Annotated in this window: 14 protein-coding genes; 9 read left to right on the top strand and 5 right to left on the bottom strand. The window is 74.2% G+C overall.

Annotated features, from left to right (window positions below):
- Window positions 1-210 precede the first annotated feature (210 nt).
- Entirely contained in the window at window positions 211-972 is a 762-nt protein-coding gene (locus tag V9U70_RS10915) for a tetratricopeptide repeat protein (RefSeq protein WP_336674396.1), read from the top strand.
- Between the two features lie 64 nt (window positions 973-1,036).
- Here the strand turns inward: V9U70_RS10915 and V9U70_RS10920 are convergent, their stop codons facing one another.
- Complete coding sequence (locus V9U70_RS10920; protein WP_336674315.1) at window positions 1,037-2,317, bottom strand: DUF1015 domain-containing protein; 1,281 nt, start codon at window positions 2,315-2,317, stop codon at window positions 1,037-1,039.
- Between the two features lie 70 nt (window positions 2,318-2,387).
- Here V9U70_RS10920 and V9U70_RS10925 point away from each other — a divergent pair, with 70 nt between their 5' ends.
- Both V9U70_RS10925 and V9U70_RS10930 read left to right on the top strand, forming a co-directional pair.
- Window positions 2,388-3,425 carry an HAD-IIA family hydrolase gene (locus V9U70_RS10925; protein WP_336674316.1) on the top strand — a complete coding sequence of 346 codons (1,038 nt, stop codon included), beginning with the start codon at window positions 2,388-2,390 and terminating at the stop codon, window positions 3,423-3,425.
- A 220-nt stretch (window positions 3,426-3,645) separates the two neighbouring features.
- Window positions 3,646-4,467, top strand: coding sequence for an ABC transporter ATP-binding protein (locus V9U70_RS10930; RefSeq protein WP_336674398.1), 822 nt, complete (start codon window positions 3,646-3,648; stop codon window positions 4,465-4,467).
- A 43-nt stretch (window positions 4,468-4,510) separates the two neighbouring features.
- On the opposite strand, the gene V9U70_RS10935 is transcribed toward V9U70_RS10930, so the two are convergent.
- Window positions 4,511-4,858 (bottom strand): SCP2 sterol-binding domain-containing protein, encoded by a 348-nt coding sequence (locus tag V9U70_RS10935; protein ID WP_336674317.1) that lies wholly within the window; start codon window positions 4,856-4,858, stop codon window positions 4,511-4,513.
- 42 nt (window positions 4,859-4,900) lie between these two features.
- On the opposite strand from V9U70_RS10935, the gene V9U70_RS10940 reads away from it, so the two are divergent.
- From V9U70_RS10940 to V9U70_RS10960, 5 genes are all read left to right on the top strand, one after another.
- Window positions 4,901-5,242, top strand: a complete 342-nt coding sequence (locus tag V9U70_RS10940; RefSeq protein ID WP_336674318.1) for a hypothetical protein — start codon at window positions 4,901-4,903, stop codon at window positions 5,240-5,242.
- 7 nt (window positions 5,243-5,249) lie between these two features.
- Complete coding sequence (locus V9U70_RS10945) at window positions 5,250-6,065, top strand: TlyA family RNA methyltransferase (protein WP_336674319.1); 816 nt, start codon at window positions 5,250-5,252, stop codon at window positions 6,063-6,065.
- Window positions 6,062-6,967 carry an NAD kinase gene (locus tag V9U70_RS10950; protein ID WP_336674320.1) on the top strand — a complete coding sequence of 302 codons (906 nt, stop codon included), beginning with the start codon at window positions 6,062-6,064 and terminating at the stop codon, window positions 6,965-6,967. The genes V9U70_RS10945 and V9U70_RS10950 overlap by 4 nt, the downstream gene beginning before the upstream one ends.
- 104 nt (window positions 6,968-7,071) lie before the next feature.
- Window positions 7,072-8,817 (top strand): DNA repair protein RecN, encoded by a 1,746-nt coding sequence (recN, locus tag V9U70_RS10955; protein ID WP_336674321.1) that lies wholly within the window; start codon window positions 7,072-7,074, stop codon window positions 8,815-8,817.
- A gap of 377 nt (window positions 8,818-9,194) precedes the next feature.
- Window positions 9,195-10,292, top strand: coding sequence for a glycosyltransferase family 4 protein (locus V9U70_RS10960; protein ID WP_336674322.1), 1,098 nt, complete (start codon window positions 9,195-9,197; stop codon window positions 10,290-10,292).
- A 17-nt stretch (window positions 10,293-10,309) separates the two neighbouring features.
- Here the strand turns inward: V9U70_RS10960 and V9U70_RS10965 are convergent, their stop codons facing one another.
- Together V9U70_RS10965 and V9U70_RS10970 are read right to left on the bottom strand one after the other, a co-directional pair.
- On the bottom strand, window positions 10,310-11,935 hold the full coding sequence (locus V9U70_RS10965; RefSeq protein ID WP_336674323.1) for a PucR family transcriptional regulator: 1,626 nt from the start codon (window positions 11,933-11,935) through the stop codon (window positions 10,310-10,312).
- Window positions 11,936-12,263: 328 nt separating this feature from the next.
- Window positions 12,264-12,608 (bottom strand): MerR family transcriptional regulator, encoded by a 345-nt coding sequence (locus V9U70_RS10970; RefSeq protein WP_336674401.1) that lies wholly within the window; start codon window positions 12,606-12,608, stop codon window positions 12,264-12,266.
- A gap of 58 nt (window positions 12,609-12,666) precedes the next feature.
- Here V9U70_RS10970 and V9U70_RS10975 point away from each other — a divergent pair, with 58 nt between their 5' ends.
- Complete coding sequence (locus V9U70_RS10975) at window positions 12,667-13,473, top strand: aminotransferase class IV family protein (protein WP_336674324.1); 807 nt, start codon at window positions 12,667-12,669, stop codon at window positions 13,471-13,473.
- A 97-nt stretch (window positions 13,474-13,570) separates the two neighbouring features.
- Here the strand turns inward: V9U70_RS10975 and V9U70_RS10980 are convergent, their stop codons facing one another.
- Window positions 13,571-15,373 (bottom strand): glycoside hydrolase family 15 protein, encoded by a 1,803-nt coding sequence (locus tag V9U70_RS10980; RefSeq protein ID WP_336674403.1) that lies wholly within the window; start codon window positions 15,371-15,373, stop codon window positions 13,571-13,573.
- Window positions 15,374-15,666: the final 293 nt, after the last annotated feature.

Genomic DNA, 15,666 nt, shown 5'->3' on the forward strand with positions numbered 1-15,666 from the left:
GACGACAACCGTGGCGGCGGGTCCGGTGGCGGGTTCCGTCGTGACGACCGGGACCGTGGCGGATACCGTGGCGGCCAGCGGGATGACCGCGACCGTGGCGGCTTCCGAGGGAGGGACGACCGGGACCGCGACCGGGAGCCGATCAAGCGGCTGTCGATCCCTGACGACGTCACCGGCGACGAGATCGACAAGGACGTACGCCAGGAGCTGATGAGCCTGCCGAAGACCCTGGCCGAGGATGTCGCGCGCAACCTCGTCATGGTGGCCCGGTTGATCGACGAGGACCCCGAGGAGGCCTACGCGTACGCCCGCATCGCTCTGCGGCTCGCCTCGCGGGTGGCGGCGGTGCGGGAGGCGGCCGGGTTCGCGGCGTACGCGACCCAGAAGTACTCCGAGGCACTCGCCGAGTTCCGGGCGGCCCGGCGGATGACCGGGTCCGTGGACCTGTGGCCCGTCATGGCGGACTGCGAGCGGGGGCTCGGCCGGCCCGAGCGGGCGATGGCCATGGCCGGCGAGCCCGAGGTGCGGAGGCTGGACAAGGCCGGGCAGGTCGAGATGCGGTTGGTGGCCGCCGGCGCCCGCCGGGACATGGGTCAGATCGACGCCGCCATCGTCACGCTCCAGGGCCCTGAGCTGGCGTCCCACTCCGTCCAGCCCTGGACGCCGCGTCTGCGCTACGCCTACGCGGACGCGCTGCTGGAGGCCGGGCGCGAGGACGAGGCCCGTGAGTGGTTCGGAAAGGCCCTGGAGGCTGACAAGGACGGTTCCACCGACGCGTCGGACCGGCTGGCCGAGCTCGACGGTGTGGAGTTCGTCGACGCTCTCGGCGACGACGAGGCCGATGACGTGGCCGCTCTCGCCCCGGAAGCGCCCGCGGACAGCGACGCCGGCAGCGGGACCACCGCGCAGTACACGGACGGACGGGCCGGCGAGGACCCGGACGGGCCGGCAGACGGTTCGGCCACTGCCTAGCGACTGACGAAGGGGGGCGGCACTCCAANGCCGCCCCCCTTCGTCGTACCCGGACCCGTGGCCGTCAGCCAGTGGCGAGACTCCGCATGACCAGGCCCGTGGCCGGCTTCGGCCCGAACGACGTCGATTTGCGGGGCATGGTGACGCCCTGCCGAGCCAGTTCCCGTACCACCTCTTCACGTACCGGATGCATCAGCACCGCCGTCGCGCCGAGCCGCTCCGCCTGGTCGACAGCGGCCGCGGCGTCGTGGATGTAGCCGATGTGCTCAGGGGCGTCGGGGACCCGCCATACCTCGTCGAGCAGCGCGGAGTGCAGGACCGTGGCGTCCAGAGTGCGCCAGGAGTCGGGCCGGTCAGCCCGGACCGACCGGGCCAGCAGGGCCCGGTCGGGGCGGTCCACCAGGTGGAAGCCGCCGTCGCCCGCGAGGAGGAACGCGTTGCCCTCCGCCGCCGCACCGGCGAGCGCGTCCAGCGCCTGGGGGAGCGGCCCGTCCACCTCGCTGACCCGGAAGAGGCCGGTCAGCGCTTCGAGTGCCCGGGAGACCGGCAGCCCGCGCAGGAGCCGGTGGATGGCGCGCACCTGGAGCGGGTGGCGGGCTGTGTCCACGAGGAGGACGAGGCCGTGGTCCCAGGGGCCGGGGGCGTGCTGCTCCCGTTGGAGCCGCAGGTAGGTGGCCCACCGGTGGTGGCCGTCGGCGATGAGCGCCTGGTGCCGGGCCAGATCCTCCTCGATCTCGCTCCGCTCGGCCGGATCGGTCACGGCCCAGAGACGGTGCCGGAATCCGTCCTCCGTCGTCGTGGTGAGCAGTGGCGGGAGCTGGGCCGTGCGCTCGATGACCGCTCCCGCCCCCGTGGGCGCATCCGCCTTGCCGCGGTACGTCAGCAGCAGCGGTTCCAGATGGGCCTCCGTCGTGCGCATCAGGTCCGCGCGGTCCGCGACGACGTCGTCCATGACGTCCTCGTGCGGGAGCACGATGCCTTCGGCCGCAGGGGAGAGCTCCAGGGCGCCGATCAGGCCCCGCTGGAGGATCTCGTCGCTCCGCTGTTCGTAGACGTAGAGCACGGGGTCCGGGTCCGGTGCGATGATCCCCTCGGCGAGCCAGCGGTCCAGGGTGGCGGCCGCCTGCCGGTTCCGGGCCTCCGGCGTCCCGGCCTGGGGCAGGATGAGGCGCACGATGTTGTGCGGGTCGGCGGACTCCAGGTGGTGCAGCCCGTCCGGCCGCACGACCACGTCGTACGGGGGCGAGGTCACGGCGGCGATACTGCCGACCCGCTCGGGGACGTAACGCAGTCCGCGGAACGGGATCAGCCGCAGCCCCTGAGCGACGGGACCTGAAGTGTTCATCAGGGCATCGTATGTGTGCAGGGGGCATACGCGATGATCGGGGCAGAAACAGCCATGAGGAGCGAGTCATATGAGCCATCGGCAGCACAGGTCCCGGCCATCGGTGAGCAGCACGGCGCTGAGTGAGGCGTACGACACGGCCCTCCTGGACCTCGACGGGGTGGTGTACGCGGGCGGGGAGGCCATCGGCCACGCCGTGGAGTCGCTGACCCGCGCGAGGGCCGGCGGCATGCACCTCGCCTACGTCACCAACAACGCGCTGCGGACGCCGGACGCGGTGGCGGTGCATCTGACGGAGCTGGGGGTGCCGGCCGCGCCCTCCGACGTGATCACCTCCGCCCAGGCCGTCGCCCGGCTGGTGGCGGACCAGGTGCCGCCGGGGAGCCGCGTGCTGGCGATCGGCGGGGAAGGGCTGCGGATGGCGCTGCGGGAGCGGGGCCTCGTGCCGGTGGAGTCGGCGGACGACGACCCGGTGGCGGTGGTCCAGGGGTACGGCGGGCCGGACATGGTGTGGGGGCGGTTCGCAGAGGCGAGCTACGCGATCCGGCGCGGGCTGCCGTGGTTCGCGTCCAACACCGACCTGACGATTCCCGGCGCCCGGGGCATCGCGCCCGGCAACGGGGCGGCGGTGGAGGTCGTACGGATCGCCACCGGGGCAGAGCCGCAGGTCGCCGGGAAGCCGTTGCCGCCGATGCACCGCGAGACCGTGCTGCGGACCGGGGCCGAGCGGCCGCTCGTCGTCGGGGACCGGCTGGACACGGACATCGAGGGGGCGTTCAACGGGGGCGTGGACTCGCTGCTGGTGCTGACCGGGGTGACCGACGCTGCCCAGCTCCTGGCCGCTTTGCCGCAGCACCGACCGACCTATGTGGACCGGGACCTGCGCGGGCTGCTGACCGGACAGCCAGAGGTGGCGCCCGTCGGCGACGCGTACGGATGCGGGGGCTGGACGGCGCACGCGCGCGGGGACGAGCTGGCCCTGGAGGGCGAAGGCGAGGCGATGGACGGACTGCGGGCGCTCTGCGCGGCGGCGTGGACCTCCGCCGGCGCGGGAGTCTGTTCGCTGGACACGGGCAAGGCCGTCGCGGCGCTCGGGCTCCAGGCGTGACGCGCTGGGAGGGCGGGGGCCACCGGGTCTGCCGTCGGCCGCCCGCCCGCTTCCCCGGCTCGCGCGTCAGGTCGGCGGGCCGTGGTGTGAGGGAGGCGGGGGAGCGGTCCCGGCCGCTGCCGGAAAAGGGAAGATAGGCTAGCCTAACTCGGTGCTGCTCGGTGGTCTGCCCGTGCCCGGCGCCGTGCCGCTCCAGCCCACCGACTCCGGGAGTACGACCATGCAGCGCCTCACCGCGGAATCGTTGACCCTCGGATACGACCAGCGGGTCATCGCCGAGAACCTCTCGGTGGAGATCCCGGACCACTCCTTCACCGTGATCGTCGGGCCCAACGCCTGCGGGAAGTCGACCCTGCTGCGTGCGCTCGCCCGGATGCTGAAGCCGAGCCGGGGGCGGGTGCTGCTGGACGGGGAGGCCATCCACCGGCTGCCCGCGAAGAAGGTCGCCCGGACGCTGGGGCTGCTGCCGCAGTCCTCCATCGCCCCCGACGGCATCACCGTGGCCGACCTCGTCGCCCGCGGCCGCTACCCCCACCAGGGGTTGCTGCGGCAGTGGTCGCCGGAGGACGAGCGGGTGGTGGCGAAGTCCATGGAGTCGACCGGGGTGGCCGAGCTGGCGGCGCGCTACGTCGACGAGCTGTCGGGCGGTCAGCGTCAGCGCGTCTGGATCGCCATGGCGCTGGCTCAGCAGACCCCGCTGCTGCTTCTCGACGAGCCGACTACGTACCTCGACATCCAGCACCAGATCGACGTGCTCGACCTGTGCGCGGAGCTGCACGAGACGCAGGGCCGCACGCTCGTGGCGGTGCTCCACGACCTGAACCACGCGGCCCGGTACGCCACCCACCTCATCGCCATGCGCGACGGGAGGATACTCGCGGAGGGCGCGCCGTCGGAGGTGGTCGACGCGGAGCTGGTGGAGCGGGTCTTCGGGATGCGGTGCCAGGTGATCGACGACCCCGAGACCGGGACGCCCCTCGTCGTGCCGGCCGCGCGGAAGGCGCGCAGGGCGGGCGCCGGGGCGGTGGCGGGAGCCGCCTGAGGTCTGGCCCAGGGCCGGCCGGACGGAAGCGGGGCGGCCCACGTCACAGGAGGGACCGCAGCTTCAGGAGGTCCCGGAAGCCCGCTTCCAGGCGGACTCGGCCCGTGCCCCACGCCTTCGCGAAATTCAGCTCGCCGTCCACCAGGGCCACCAGGTCGTCGCTCGTCATCGCGAGTCTGATCTCGGCCCTCTCCCGGGGCGGCCCCTCGACGGTCTCCCCGACCTCGACGCGGCCGTCGGCCAGCCGGCCGGTGAACGTGACGTCGAGGTCCCTGATGTGGCAGCTCAGGGAGCGGTCGAGGGCGGCGGCGTCCCGCACCCCGCCCCCGGAGGCCGCGAGGTGGCCGGAGAGTCTGCTCAGTGCGCCGCGGCACTCCTCCATGGTCGCCATCGTGCTCGACGCTACACCGGCCCGCCGAGGTAGCGTTCCGGCATGAGCGACTGGATGCCGGAGACGGGGACGCCGCCCGTGAGCACGCCCGGGGGGCGGGACACCTCACAGGACGGGCCGCCGACCGGCGGCCCCGCCTCCGAGTCCGCCGCGCCCGCACCGCTCGGCGTCGCGCGCACTCCCACCGGCCACGCTCCCGTGGACGCGGAGCTGGAGCGCCTGGGCGGTGCGGACCACCTCGCGACGGAGGGGCACATCGCGGTGTACGAAGATGTACACCGTGGGCTCCGGTCAGCGCTGACCTCCCTGGACGCCCGTCCGGCAGCCGTGCCCGGCCCCGGGCCCACGCCCTCGCACCGCACGCACGACGACAACAGGAGCTGAACCGAACGTGGCAGGAGTGGCACGTCGCCGCCTCGACGCCGAGCTGGTACGCCGCAAGCTCGCCCGCTCGCGCGAGCACGCGAGCCAGCTGATCGCCGCGGGGCGGGTCACCGTCGGCGGCGCCACCGCGACCAAGCCCGCCACCCAGGTCGAGACGGCCGCGGCGGTCGTCGTCACCAAGGACGACAGCGATCCCGAGTACGTCTCGCGCGGCGGGCACAAACTGGCCGGGGCGCTCGCCGCCTTCGCCCCGCTCGGGCTGACCGTCCAGGGACGGCGGGCGCTGGACGCCGGAGCGTCGACCGGGGGGTTCACCGATGTCCTGCTGCGGGCGGGGGCCCGGCAGGTCGTCGCCGTCGACGTCGGATACGGGCAGCTCGCCTGGTCGCTCCAGTCGGACGAACGGGTCGTCGTCAAGGACCGTACCAACGTACGGGAACTGACGCGGGAGGCGATCGGCGGGGAGGCGGTCGACCTGGTGGTGGGGGACCTGTCCTTCATCCCGTTGGGGTTGGTGCTGCCCGCCCTCGCCCGGTGCGCGGCCCCCGACGCGGACCTGGTGCTCATGGTCAAGCCGCAGTTCGAGGTGGGCAAGGAGAGGCTCGGCAGCGGGGGAGTGGTGCGCAGCCCGGAGCTGCGCGCCGAAGCGGTGCGCGAGGTGGCGCGCCGGGCGTGGGGGCTGGGCCTGGGGGTGCGGGGCGTGACGGCCAGCCCGCTGCCCGGCCCGTCGGGGAACGTCGAGTACTTTCTCTGGCTGCGGGCCGGTGCACCCGAACTGGAGCCCGCGGATGTCGACCGTGCAGTGGCGGAGGGGCCCCGTTGACGACGAATGCGGTACGAACAGTCTTTCTTCTCGCGCACACCGGACGCCCGGCGGCGATCCGCAGCGCGGAACTCGTCGTGCAGGGGCTGCTGCGCAACGGGCTCGGTGTGCGGGTCCTGGCGACAGAAGCGGCCGACCTGCCGCTGCCGGACACCGTGGAGACCGTCACGGACGCCAGCCCGGCGGCCGTGGACGGCTGCGAACTGCTGATCGTCCTGGGCGGCGACGGCACCCTGCTGCGCGGCGCGGAGTTCTCCCGGGCCTCCGGTGTGCCGATGCTCGGCGTCAACCTCGGCCGGGTCGGCTTCCTCGCGGAGGCGGAGCGCGACGACCTCGACAAGGTGGTGTCCCGGGTGGTGACCCGCGACTACGAGGTCGAGGAGCGCATGACGATCGACGTCCTCGTGCACAGCGGGGGCAACGTCGTGCACACCGACTGGGCGCTCAACGAGGCGGCCGTGCAGAAGGTGTCGCCCGAGCGGATGCTGGAAGTCGTCCTGGAGATCGACGGGCGGCCGGTGACCGGGTTCGGCTGCGACGGGATCGTCTGCGCCACCCCGACCGGGTCGACGGCGTACGCCTTCTCTGCGGGCGGCCCCGTCGTCTGGCCCGAGGTGGAGGCGCTCCTGATGGTCCCGATCAGCGCGCACGCCCTGTTCGCCAAGCCGCTGGTGACCTCGCCCAGTTCCGTGCTCGCCGTCGAGGTCCAGCCGCACACCCCGCACGGGGTGCTGTGGTGCGACGGACGGCGGACCGTGGAGCTGCCCTCCGGCGCGCGGGTCGAGGTGCGGCGCGGGGCGGTGCCCGTGCGGCTGGCCCGGCTGCACCAGGCCTCGTTCACGGACCGGCTGGTGGCGAAGTTCGCGCTGCCCGTCTCGGGATGGCGGGGCGCGCCCCACTGACCCTGCCGGATGACGTCCGGCGCTCCCGGGCCCGCCCGCGACGCCCGGGAGAGTGACCCCAGACCGGGGGCCGTCGCGAACCCGGTCCGGGACCTCGTAAGGTCGTGTCCGTGTTGGAGGAGATGCGGATACGGTCGCTCGGAGTCATCGACGACGCGGTGGTGGAGCTGTCACCCGGTTTCACCGCGGTGACGGGCGAGACCGGTGCGGGCAAGACCATGGTCGTCACCAGCCTCGGGCTGCTGCTCGGCGGACGGGCCGACCCGGCCCTCGTACGGATCGGCGCCAAGGCCGCCGTCGTCGAGGGGCGGATCACGGTGTCCGAGGGCGACGCGGCGGCGCTGCGGGCCGAGGAGGCGGGGGCGGAACTCGACGAGGGCGCGCTGCTCATCAGCCGTACCGTCTCGGCAGAAGGGCGTTCACGGGCCCACATCGGCGGCAGATCCGTGCCGGTGGGGGTCCTCACCGAGCTCGCGGACGACCTCGTCGCCGTGCACGGTCAGACCGACCAGCAGGGGCTGCTCAAGCCGGCACGGCAGCGGCAGGCGCTGGACCGGTACGCCGGCGCCGGCGTCGCGGAGCCGCTGGCCGCGTACGCGACGGCCTACGGGCGGCTGCGGGCCGTCGCCGCGGACCTGGAGGAGCTGACCACCCGGGCCCGGGAGCGGGCGCAGGAGGCCGACCTGCTGCGCTTCGGTCTGGGCGAGATCGCCGCCGTCGAGCCCCTGCCGGGGGAGGACGTGGAGCTGGCCGCGGAGGCGGAGCGGCTCGGGCACGCCGAGGCCCTCGCCTCCGCCGCCTCTCTCGCGCACACCGCGCTGGCGGGGAACCCGGAGGACCCCGAGGGCGTCGACGCGACGACCGTCGTCGCCGCCGCCGGGAGCTCCCTGGAGGCGGTCCGGGCCCACGACCCGGCCCTGGCGGCGCTGGCCGACCGGATCGGGGAGATCTCCATCCTGCTCGCCGACGTCTCCGGCGAGCTGGCCGGGTACGCCGACCAGCTGGAGGCCGACCCGCTGCGGCTGGCCGCCGTGGAGGAGCGCCGGGCCGCGCTGACGGCCCTGACGAGGAAGTACGGTCAGGACGTCACGGCCGTGCTGGCCTGGGCCCAGGAGAGTGCGGGCAGGCTCACCGAGCTGGAGGGCGACGACGAGCGGATCGGGGAACTGACCGCCGAGCGCGATGCGTTGCGGGCCGAGCTCTCCGCGCTGGGACAGACGTTGACCGACGCCCGTACGGAGGCCGCCGCCCGGTTCGCCGAGGCCGTCACCGCCGAACTGGCCTCGCTCGCCATGCCGCACGCCCGGGTCTCGTTCGCCATCCGGCAGACCGAGGCGGCGGACGAGGCGTCCGGCATCGACGTCGGCGGGCGCAGCGTCGTGTACGGCCCGTCCGGGGCGGACGAGGTCGAGCTGCTGCTCGCCCCGCACCCGGGGGCTCCGCCCCGGCCGATCGCGAAGGGCGCCTCCGGCGGTGAACTCTCCCGGGTGATGCTCGCCGTCGAGGTCGTCTTCGCGGGCTCCGACCCCGTTCCGACGTACCTCTTCGACGAGGTCGACGCCGGGGTCGGCGGCAAGGCGGCCGTCGAGGTCGGGCGGCGGCTCGCCAAGCTCGCCCGGTCCGCCCAGGTGGTCGTCGTGACGCACCTGCCGCAGGTGGCGGCCTTCGCCGACCGGCAGTTGCTGGTCGAGAAGACCGTGGACGGCTCGGTCACCCGCAGTGGCGTGACCGTCCTGGAGGGCGAGGACCGGGTACGGGAGCTCTCCCGGATGCTGGCGGGCCAGGAGGACTCCGAGGCGGCGCGCGCCCATGCCGAGGAGCTGCTGGCCACGGCGCGCGCCGACGGCTGAGCGGCTGTGCGGGGCGGGGGCCGTCGCGCCCTCGTGCCGGCCGCCTGCCTCGCCGGTGTGCGCCGAGGGCCGCGCCGACGCTCCGGCCGGGGCGGCCGCGCTCCGACCGGGCAGGCCCCACGGTCGCGTCGTCCGCCGGTCCCGGCCGCTTCAGCTGCCGCCCCGAGGCGTCCGGCTGACGCGCTGGGACGACGTGGGCCCGGGGCCGCCCCGAGGCAACTCCATGACGGTTATTCACCCGCGAGGGTGATGGCGCGTGGCTGGTTGTCGCCGCGCGTACCGCAGCAACGTTACGGCTGTCCCGGAACATGCGTACGCACTGGCATCCTTGGCGCTGTCCTTACCTCCGACGCCGGAGCCCCGGGGAGCCAATCAACGTGTCACAACTGCATACGGTCCAAGTCCTGGGCGGCGGCAGTGCGGGCAGCAGCGCGCACGTCGGTTCGCTGACCGCCGGGCTGGTGGCGCGGGGAGTGCAGGTGACCGTCTGCGCCCCGCCCGCGGTGGACCGCGCCCACGACTTCACGGCGACGGGCGCCCGGTTCCTCCCGGTGCCCCGGCGCAGCGATCCGGCCTCCGTCGCCGCGCTGAGAGGCGCCTGCACGGGCGCGGACGTCGTCCACGCCCACGGACTGCACGCGGCCTCCCGCACCGCCCTCGCCCTCAGCGGGCGGACCGTGCCCCTGGTGATGACCTGGCACACGCGGCGGTACGCGGAGGGCGCCCGCCGCCAGATCCTGCACCTGCTGGAGCGCCGGGCGGCGCGGGCCGCGGCGGTGGTCCTCGCTCCCTCGCCCGACCTGGTGGACCGGGCCCGCGCCCGGGGCGCACGCGACGCCCGGCTCGCCCCGGTCGCCGCCCCCCTGCCCTTTCCGGTCGGGACCGCCCACCAGGGCAAGGCACGTGCCGAACTGGGAGCGGTGGAGAGGCCGTTGCTGATGGCCGTCGGCAGCCTCCTCCCGCACAGAGGCTTCGACGTCCTGCTGGACGCGGCCCGCGTCTGGCGGCGCCTCGACCCCGCTCCGCTGCTCGTCGTCTCGGGGGAGGGGCCCGAGCGCGCCGCTCTGCAACGGCGGATCGAGGACGAGGATGTGCCCGTCCGCCTCGTCGGCCACCGGGACGACGTGGCCGAGTTGCTCGCCGCCGCCGACGTCGCCCTCCTGCCGAGCCGCTGGGAAGGCCGCCCCCCGCTGGCCCAGGCGGCGCTGCGGGCCGGTGTGCCGCTCGTGGCCACCGCGGTGGGCGGCGTGCCGGAACTGGTCGGCGAGGCCGCCGAACTGGTGCCGTACGGCGATGCCGGGGCCCTCGCCCGGGCGGTCGTCCAGCTGCTCGCGGACCCCGCGGCGCGCGCCCGCCTGGCACAGGCCGGGCGCGCGCAGGCGGCGGGCTGGCCCACGGAGGACGACACGGTCGCCCACGTCCTCAGCGTGTACGACGAGCTGACGCAGCCGCCGGCCTGCGGACGCGGTCGCTGACCGGACCGGGGCGGGCCTCACCTCGTGTGGCGGCGGGCCCGCAGCGCCAGGCTCAGCGCCAGCACCGTCTCCGGGTCGTCCAGATCCGTGCCCAGCAGTTCACCGATGCGGGCCAGCCGGTTGTAGAGCGTCTGGCGGTTCAGATGGAGGTCGCGCGCCGTCTCCGCCTTACGGCCGGCGTGCTCCAGATACGACTGGAGCGTCGGCAGCAGCGGTGGGCGCGAGGCGCGGTCGTGCTCGCGCAGCGGACCGATCGCCCGGTCCACGAACGCCGCCAGGTCCGGGTGGTCCCGCAGCCGCCACAGCAGCAGATCGATGTCGAGCCGCCGGGCGTCGTACCAGGGCCTGTCGTCCAGTCCCTGTGCCGCCGTCGCCGTCTCCGAAGCGTGCCGCAGCCCCGCGCCCGCCACGGCCCAGCCGCCCGCGACCCCGACGACGACCACCGGCGGATGCGCACCGGCGCGGTCGAGTCCGGCGCGCCCCACGCCCGCCCGCAGCGCCGCCGCCACCCGGTCCGCCACCGCGGTGCGCTCGTCCTCCGAGCGCAGCCCCAGCAGCAGCGGTACCCGCCCCTCCACGGGCCGCACCCCCAGCAGCACCGGCACGCCGATTGAGGCCAGTTCCTCCAGGACCGCACGGGCCAGCACCGCCCAGCTGCCCGACGGGGACAGCTCGGGGGCCAGCCGCATCACGACCGGGAGCAGCGGGGCGCGGCCGGGCCGGAACCCGAGCACCCGTGCCTGGGCGGGGGCGTCCTGGGGGGCGATGCGGCCCCCCGCGAGGTCGGTGAGGAAGTCGCCCCGGCCCCGGGCCGTCAGCTCCTCCTCCTGCCGGGCCTGCATCAGCACCACGGCGAGGAGGCCAGCCGCGCGCTCCGCCGCCATCCGGTGCACGGTCGCCAGCGGACCGGCCACGGCGAGCAGCACCAGCCTCGCCCGCACCGCACCGGTCTCCGGCCCGCCGCCGGGCACGTCCACCAGCACCGCGCCGGCCGGCGGCGTCTCGCGGGCCGCCCGGTCGCCGCGCATGCCCTCCCACACCTGGAGCGGGTCCGCGCCCACCGGGCCTGCGCCGGTGGCCGCCGCGTACAGCAGTCGGCCGTCGGGCGTCTCCAGGAAGACCGGGTTGGCGGTGAAGTCGGCGAGGGTCCCGAGGACCTGCGGCACCCCGCCGCCGTCGAGCAGCGCCCGAGTGGCGCGCCGGTGCACCTCCTCCGCCTGCTGGAGCAGCGCGTAGTGCCCGTTCACGATCTCGGTGTGCACCTCCTCGGTCACCGCGACGAACGGCACCTCGCGGTGCAGCTGGACCAGCGGCAGCCCGGCCGAGCGGGCGGCGTCCACGATCGGGGCGGGCAGCCTGCCGAAGCGCGGGCCGAGCTCCACCACCAGGGCCGCGATGCCCCGGTCGGCGAGGCGGCGGACGAACGCGCGCTGGTCGGCGGGGCGGGCGCCCAGGCCCAGGCCGGTGGTCAGGAGCAGCTCGCCGCCCTTGAGGAGCGAGGCGATGTTCGGTACCTCGCCCGCGTGCACCCAGCGCACCGCGCGGTCCAGCCGGTCGGCGCCGGCCACCACTTCCGGGAGCCCGGCGCGCAGCCCCGGCAGTTCCAGCGCCCGCTGCACGGTGATTCCGCTGTGGCTCTCCACGTACCGGGCCCGCTTTCCCCTGGTGCTCTGCCCGCCCGTCGGGCGGCCGTCCTGGTCAGGACGCTACCGCCCGGAAGACGGACCACGCCGGGCAGGGGCAGCCGCCCCCCGGAGCCCCGGTCCGGGCCGCCGGGAGGCCGGGGTAGGGGTGGGGATGCGGGGCTCCTGTCGGCTGCCGGAGGACGAGGCCCGTGCGCCGACGCCTCCGGCCGTGTCCCCGTCCCCGGACACGGCGAACAGCGGCGTGGCCGGCGAACGGCCTGGGCACGTTCGGGCGCGGGGCGGTCCGACCGCCACGAGAGCGTCCCCTCCCAAGGGCCGGTTCCGGTCATCCTTCGGTCAGCAGTCCGGCGAGCGCGCCCCGGCTGCGCCGCAGCTCCTCCAGCCGCTCGTCCATCGCCGCCAGCTCTCCGGCCAGGATCTCCCGCAGCTCCGCACACCAGTCGAACCCCGGCTGCCCGCCGCGCACGCACGGCAGCACCTCGCGGATCACCTCGGTGGACAGTCCCGCCCGCAGCAGCGTCCGGATCTTCGCCACGGTCAGGGCCGCGTCAGGACCGTACGCGCGATAGCCGTTCGCCGCCCGCCGGACCGTCAGCAGGCCTTGTGCCTCGTAGTACCGCAACGACCGCGCGCTGACGCCCGTCCGGCGGGACAACTCCCCGATCAACACGTGTCCGTGCCCCTCTCCCTTGACCTTGTCACCGGTGTCAAGCTCTAACGTCGCGGCCATGAACGACGATTTCCCGTACACCGTGCACCTGGACGGCCGGGCCGTGGGCGCCCAGGAGCTCGCGCCGCTCGCTTTCGCCGGCCACGCCCACTTCACCGCGATGCAGGTCCGCGGCGGCCGGGTCCGCGGCCTCGACCTTCATCTGGAACGGCTGCGGTCCGCGTCGGTGGAGCTGTTCGGCCGGGCACTGCCGGAGGACCGGGTCCGCGCCCTGCTGCGGGCGGCCCTGCGCGACGGACCGGCCGACCTCTCGCTGACCGCGACCGTCTACTCGGCGGCCGGCGAGTACACCGCGGCCGACGCCGGGCTCTCGCTGCTGGTGCGGACCGGGCCGGCGTCCTCGGGCCCCGGCGGCCCGCTGACCCTGGCGGCGATGGAGCACGAACGGTTCCTGCCGCATCTGAAGCAGGTCGGCGAGGGGGCCAAGACGCATCTGCTCCGGCAGGCCGTCGCCGAGGGGTTCGACGACGCCGCCTTCCTCGACCGCGAGGGCCGCATCGGCGAGGCGTCCATCTGGAACCTGGCCTTCTGGGACGGTCACTCGGTCGTGTGGCCCCGGGCCCGGATACTCACCGGAACGACCATGGGCATCCTCGCCCGTCGGCTGGAGGAGCTCGGCGTGCCCCAGCGCACCGCGGAGATCGCCCTCGCGGACCTGCCCGTGTTCGTCGGGGCGGTGGTCATGAACTCCTGGACGCCCGGCGTGGCCGTGCACCGCATCGGCCCGGCAGAGCTGCCCGCCGCGCCGCCGTTCCTGGAGCTGCTCCACCGGGCGTACGCGACCGAACCGCTCACCGCGCCCTGAACCGGAAGTCCGGCGCGGGCAGAACCGGGCCCCGACGCGACGGCGGGCCGGGGCCGTCCCGAAGACCCCGGGACGGCCCCGGCCCGCCGTCAGCGGCTCAGCCCACGTAGGCGCCGCTGGCCGTCAGCCGCAGGGCCGTGTCGATCAGCGGGACGTGGCTGAACGCCTGCGGGAAGTTCCCCACCTGGCGCTGGAGGTTGGAGTCCCACTCCTCGGCCAGCAGGCCCAGGTCGTTGCGGAGCGACAGCAGCTTCTCGAACAGCTGACGCGCCTCGTCGACCCGGCCGATCATCGCGAGGTCGTCGGCCATCCAGAACGAGCAGGCCAGGAAAGCGCCCTCGTCGCCCGCGAGACCGTCGACGCCCGCGTCGTCGCCCTCGGTCGGGTAGCGGAGGATGAAGCCGTCCTCGGTGGACAGCTCCCGCTGGATCGCCTCGATGGTGCCGATGACCCGCTTGTCGTCCGGCGGCAGGAAGCCCATCTGCGGGATGAGCAGCAGCGAGGCGTCCAGCTCCTTCGACCCGTAGGACTGGGTGAAGGTGTTGCGCTCCTTGTCGTAGCCGCGTTCGCAGACGTCCCGGTGGATGTCGTCGCGCAGCGCGTACCAGCGTTCCAGCGGGCCTTCGACGTCACCGGACTCGACGAGCTTGATCGTCCGGTCGACCGCGACCCAGGCCATCACCTTGGAGTGCACGAAGTGCCGGCGCGGCCCGCGCACCTCCCAGATGCCCTCGTCGGGCTCCTCCCAGTGCTTCTCCAGATACTCGATCAGCTTGAGCTGGAGGCCCATCGCGTAGTCGTTGCGGGTCAGGCCCGTCATGTGCGCCAGGTGCAGCGCCTCCGTGACCTCGCCGTACACATCGAGCTGGAGCTGGTTCGCCGCACCGTTGCCGACCCGGACCGGACCGGAGTTCTCGTAACCTGGCAGCCAGTCCAGCTCCGCCTCGCCGAGCTCGCGCTCCCCGGCGATCCCGTACATGATCTGGAGGTTCTCCGGGTCGCCCGCCACGGCCCGCAGCAGCCACTCGCGCCAGGCGCGGGCCTCTTCGCGATAGCCGGTGCGCAGCAGCGAGGAGAGGGTGATCGCGGCGTCCCGCAGCCAGGTGTAGCGGTAGTCCCAGTTCCGTACGCCTCCGATCTCCTCGGGCAGCGAGGTGGTCGGCGCGGCGACGATTCCGCCGGTGGGGGCGTAGGTGAGGGCCTTGAGCGTGATCAGGGAGCGGACGACCGCCTCCCGGTAGGGCCCGTGGTACGTGCACTGTTCGACCCATTCGCGCCAGAACAGCTCGGTCGCCTCCAGGGACCCCTCGGGGTCGGGGACGCCCGGCGGCTCGTGGTGCGAGGGCTGCCAACTGATCGTGAGCGCGACCCGGTCGCCGGGCGCCACGGTGAAGTCGGAGTAGGTCGTGAGGTTCTTGCCGTAGGTCTCGGCCTCGGTGTCCAGCCAGACGGAGTCCGGCCCGGCGACGGCGACCGTGCGGCCGTCGACCTTGTGCACCCAGGGCGTCACCCGGCCGTAGCTGAACCGCATACGCAGTTCCGAGCGCATCGGCACCCTGCCGCTGACGCCTTCCACGATGCGGATGAGCTGCGGCGCCCCGTCGCGCGGGGGCATGAAATCGGTCACCCGTACGGTGCCGCGCGGCGTGTCCCACTCCGATTCCAGAATGAGGGAGTCACCGCGATAGCGCCTCCGGTCGGCGGAGGGGGGTTCGCTTCCTTCCGTTCTCGCGGGGCCCAGGCGCCAGAAGCCGTGCTCCTCGGTGCCCAGCAGCCCCGCGAAGACGGCGTGCGAGTCGAAGCGGGGCAGGCACAGCCAGTCGGCTGTCCCGTCCCGGCAGACCAGGGCGGCGGTCTGCATGTCTCCGATGAGTGCGTAATCCTCGATGCGCCCGGCCACGTGCGTCTCCAGTCGAACGGCCATGTCGCCCCCTCGGGGGCGCTTACTGCGGGTCAAGGGGTCGTAGGGTCTTTCACCCGGGAAGATCCGACGAGTCCTGTACCGATGGGCGGCCTGGGAGGCGCCGCCGCCCGGCCGTCTCGGCAGCGAGTGTTTGAGCAGGATACGACGCACCACGAAGATCCGCGCGACGGTCCGGCAACATCTCCGAACCGATCGGGTGTGACGTGCGACGAGGGGTCTCCGGTGTGACGCTTCTGCGCAGGATGTGGCCGGAAGCAGCCCCCTGCCGT

Source organism: Streptomyces pratensis (assembly GCF_037137275.1).
GTDB classification, from domain to species: Bacteria; Actinomycetota; Actinomycetes; order Streptomycetales; family Streptomycetaceae; genus Streptomyces; species Streptomyces pratensis_B.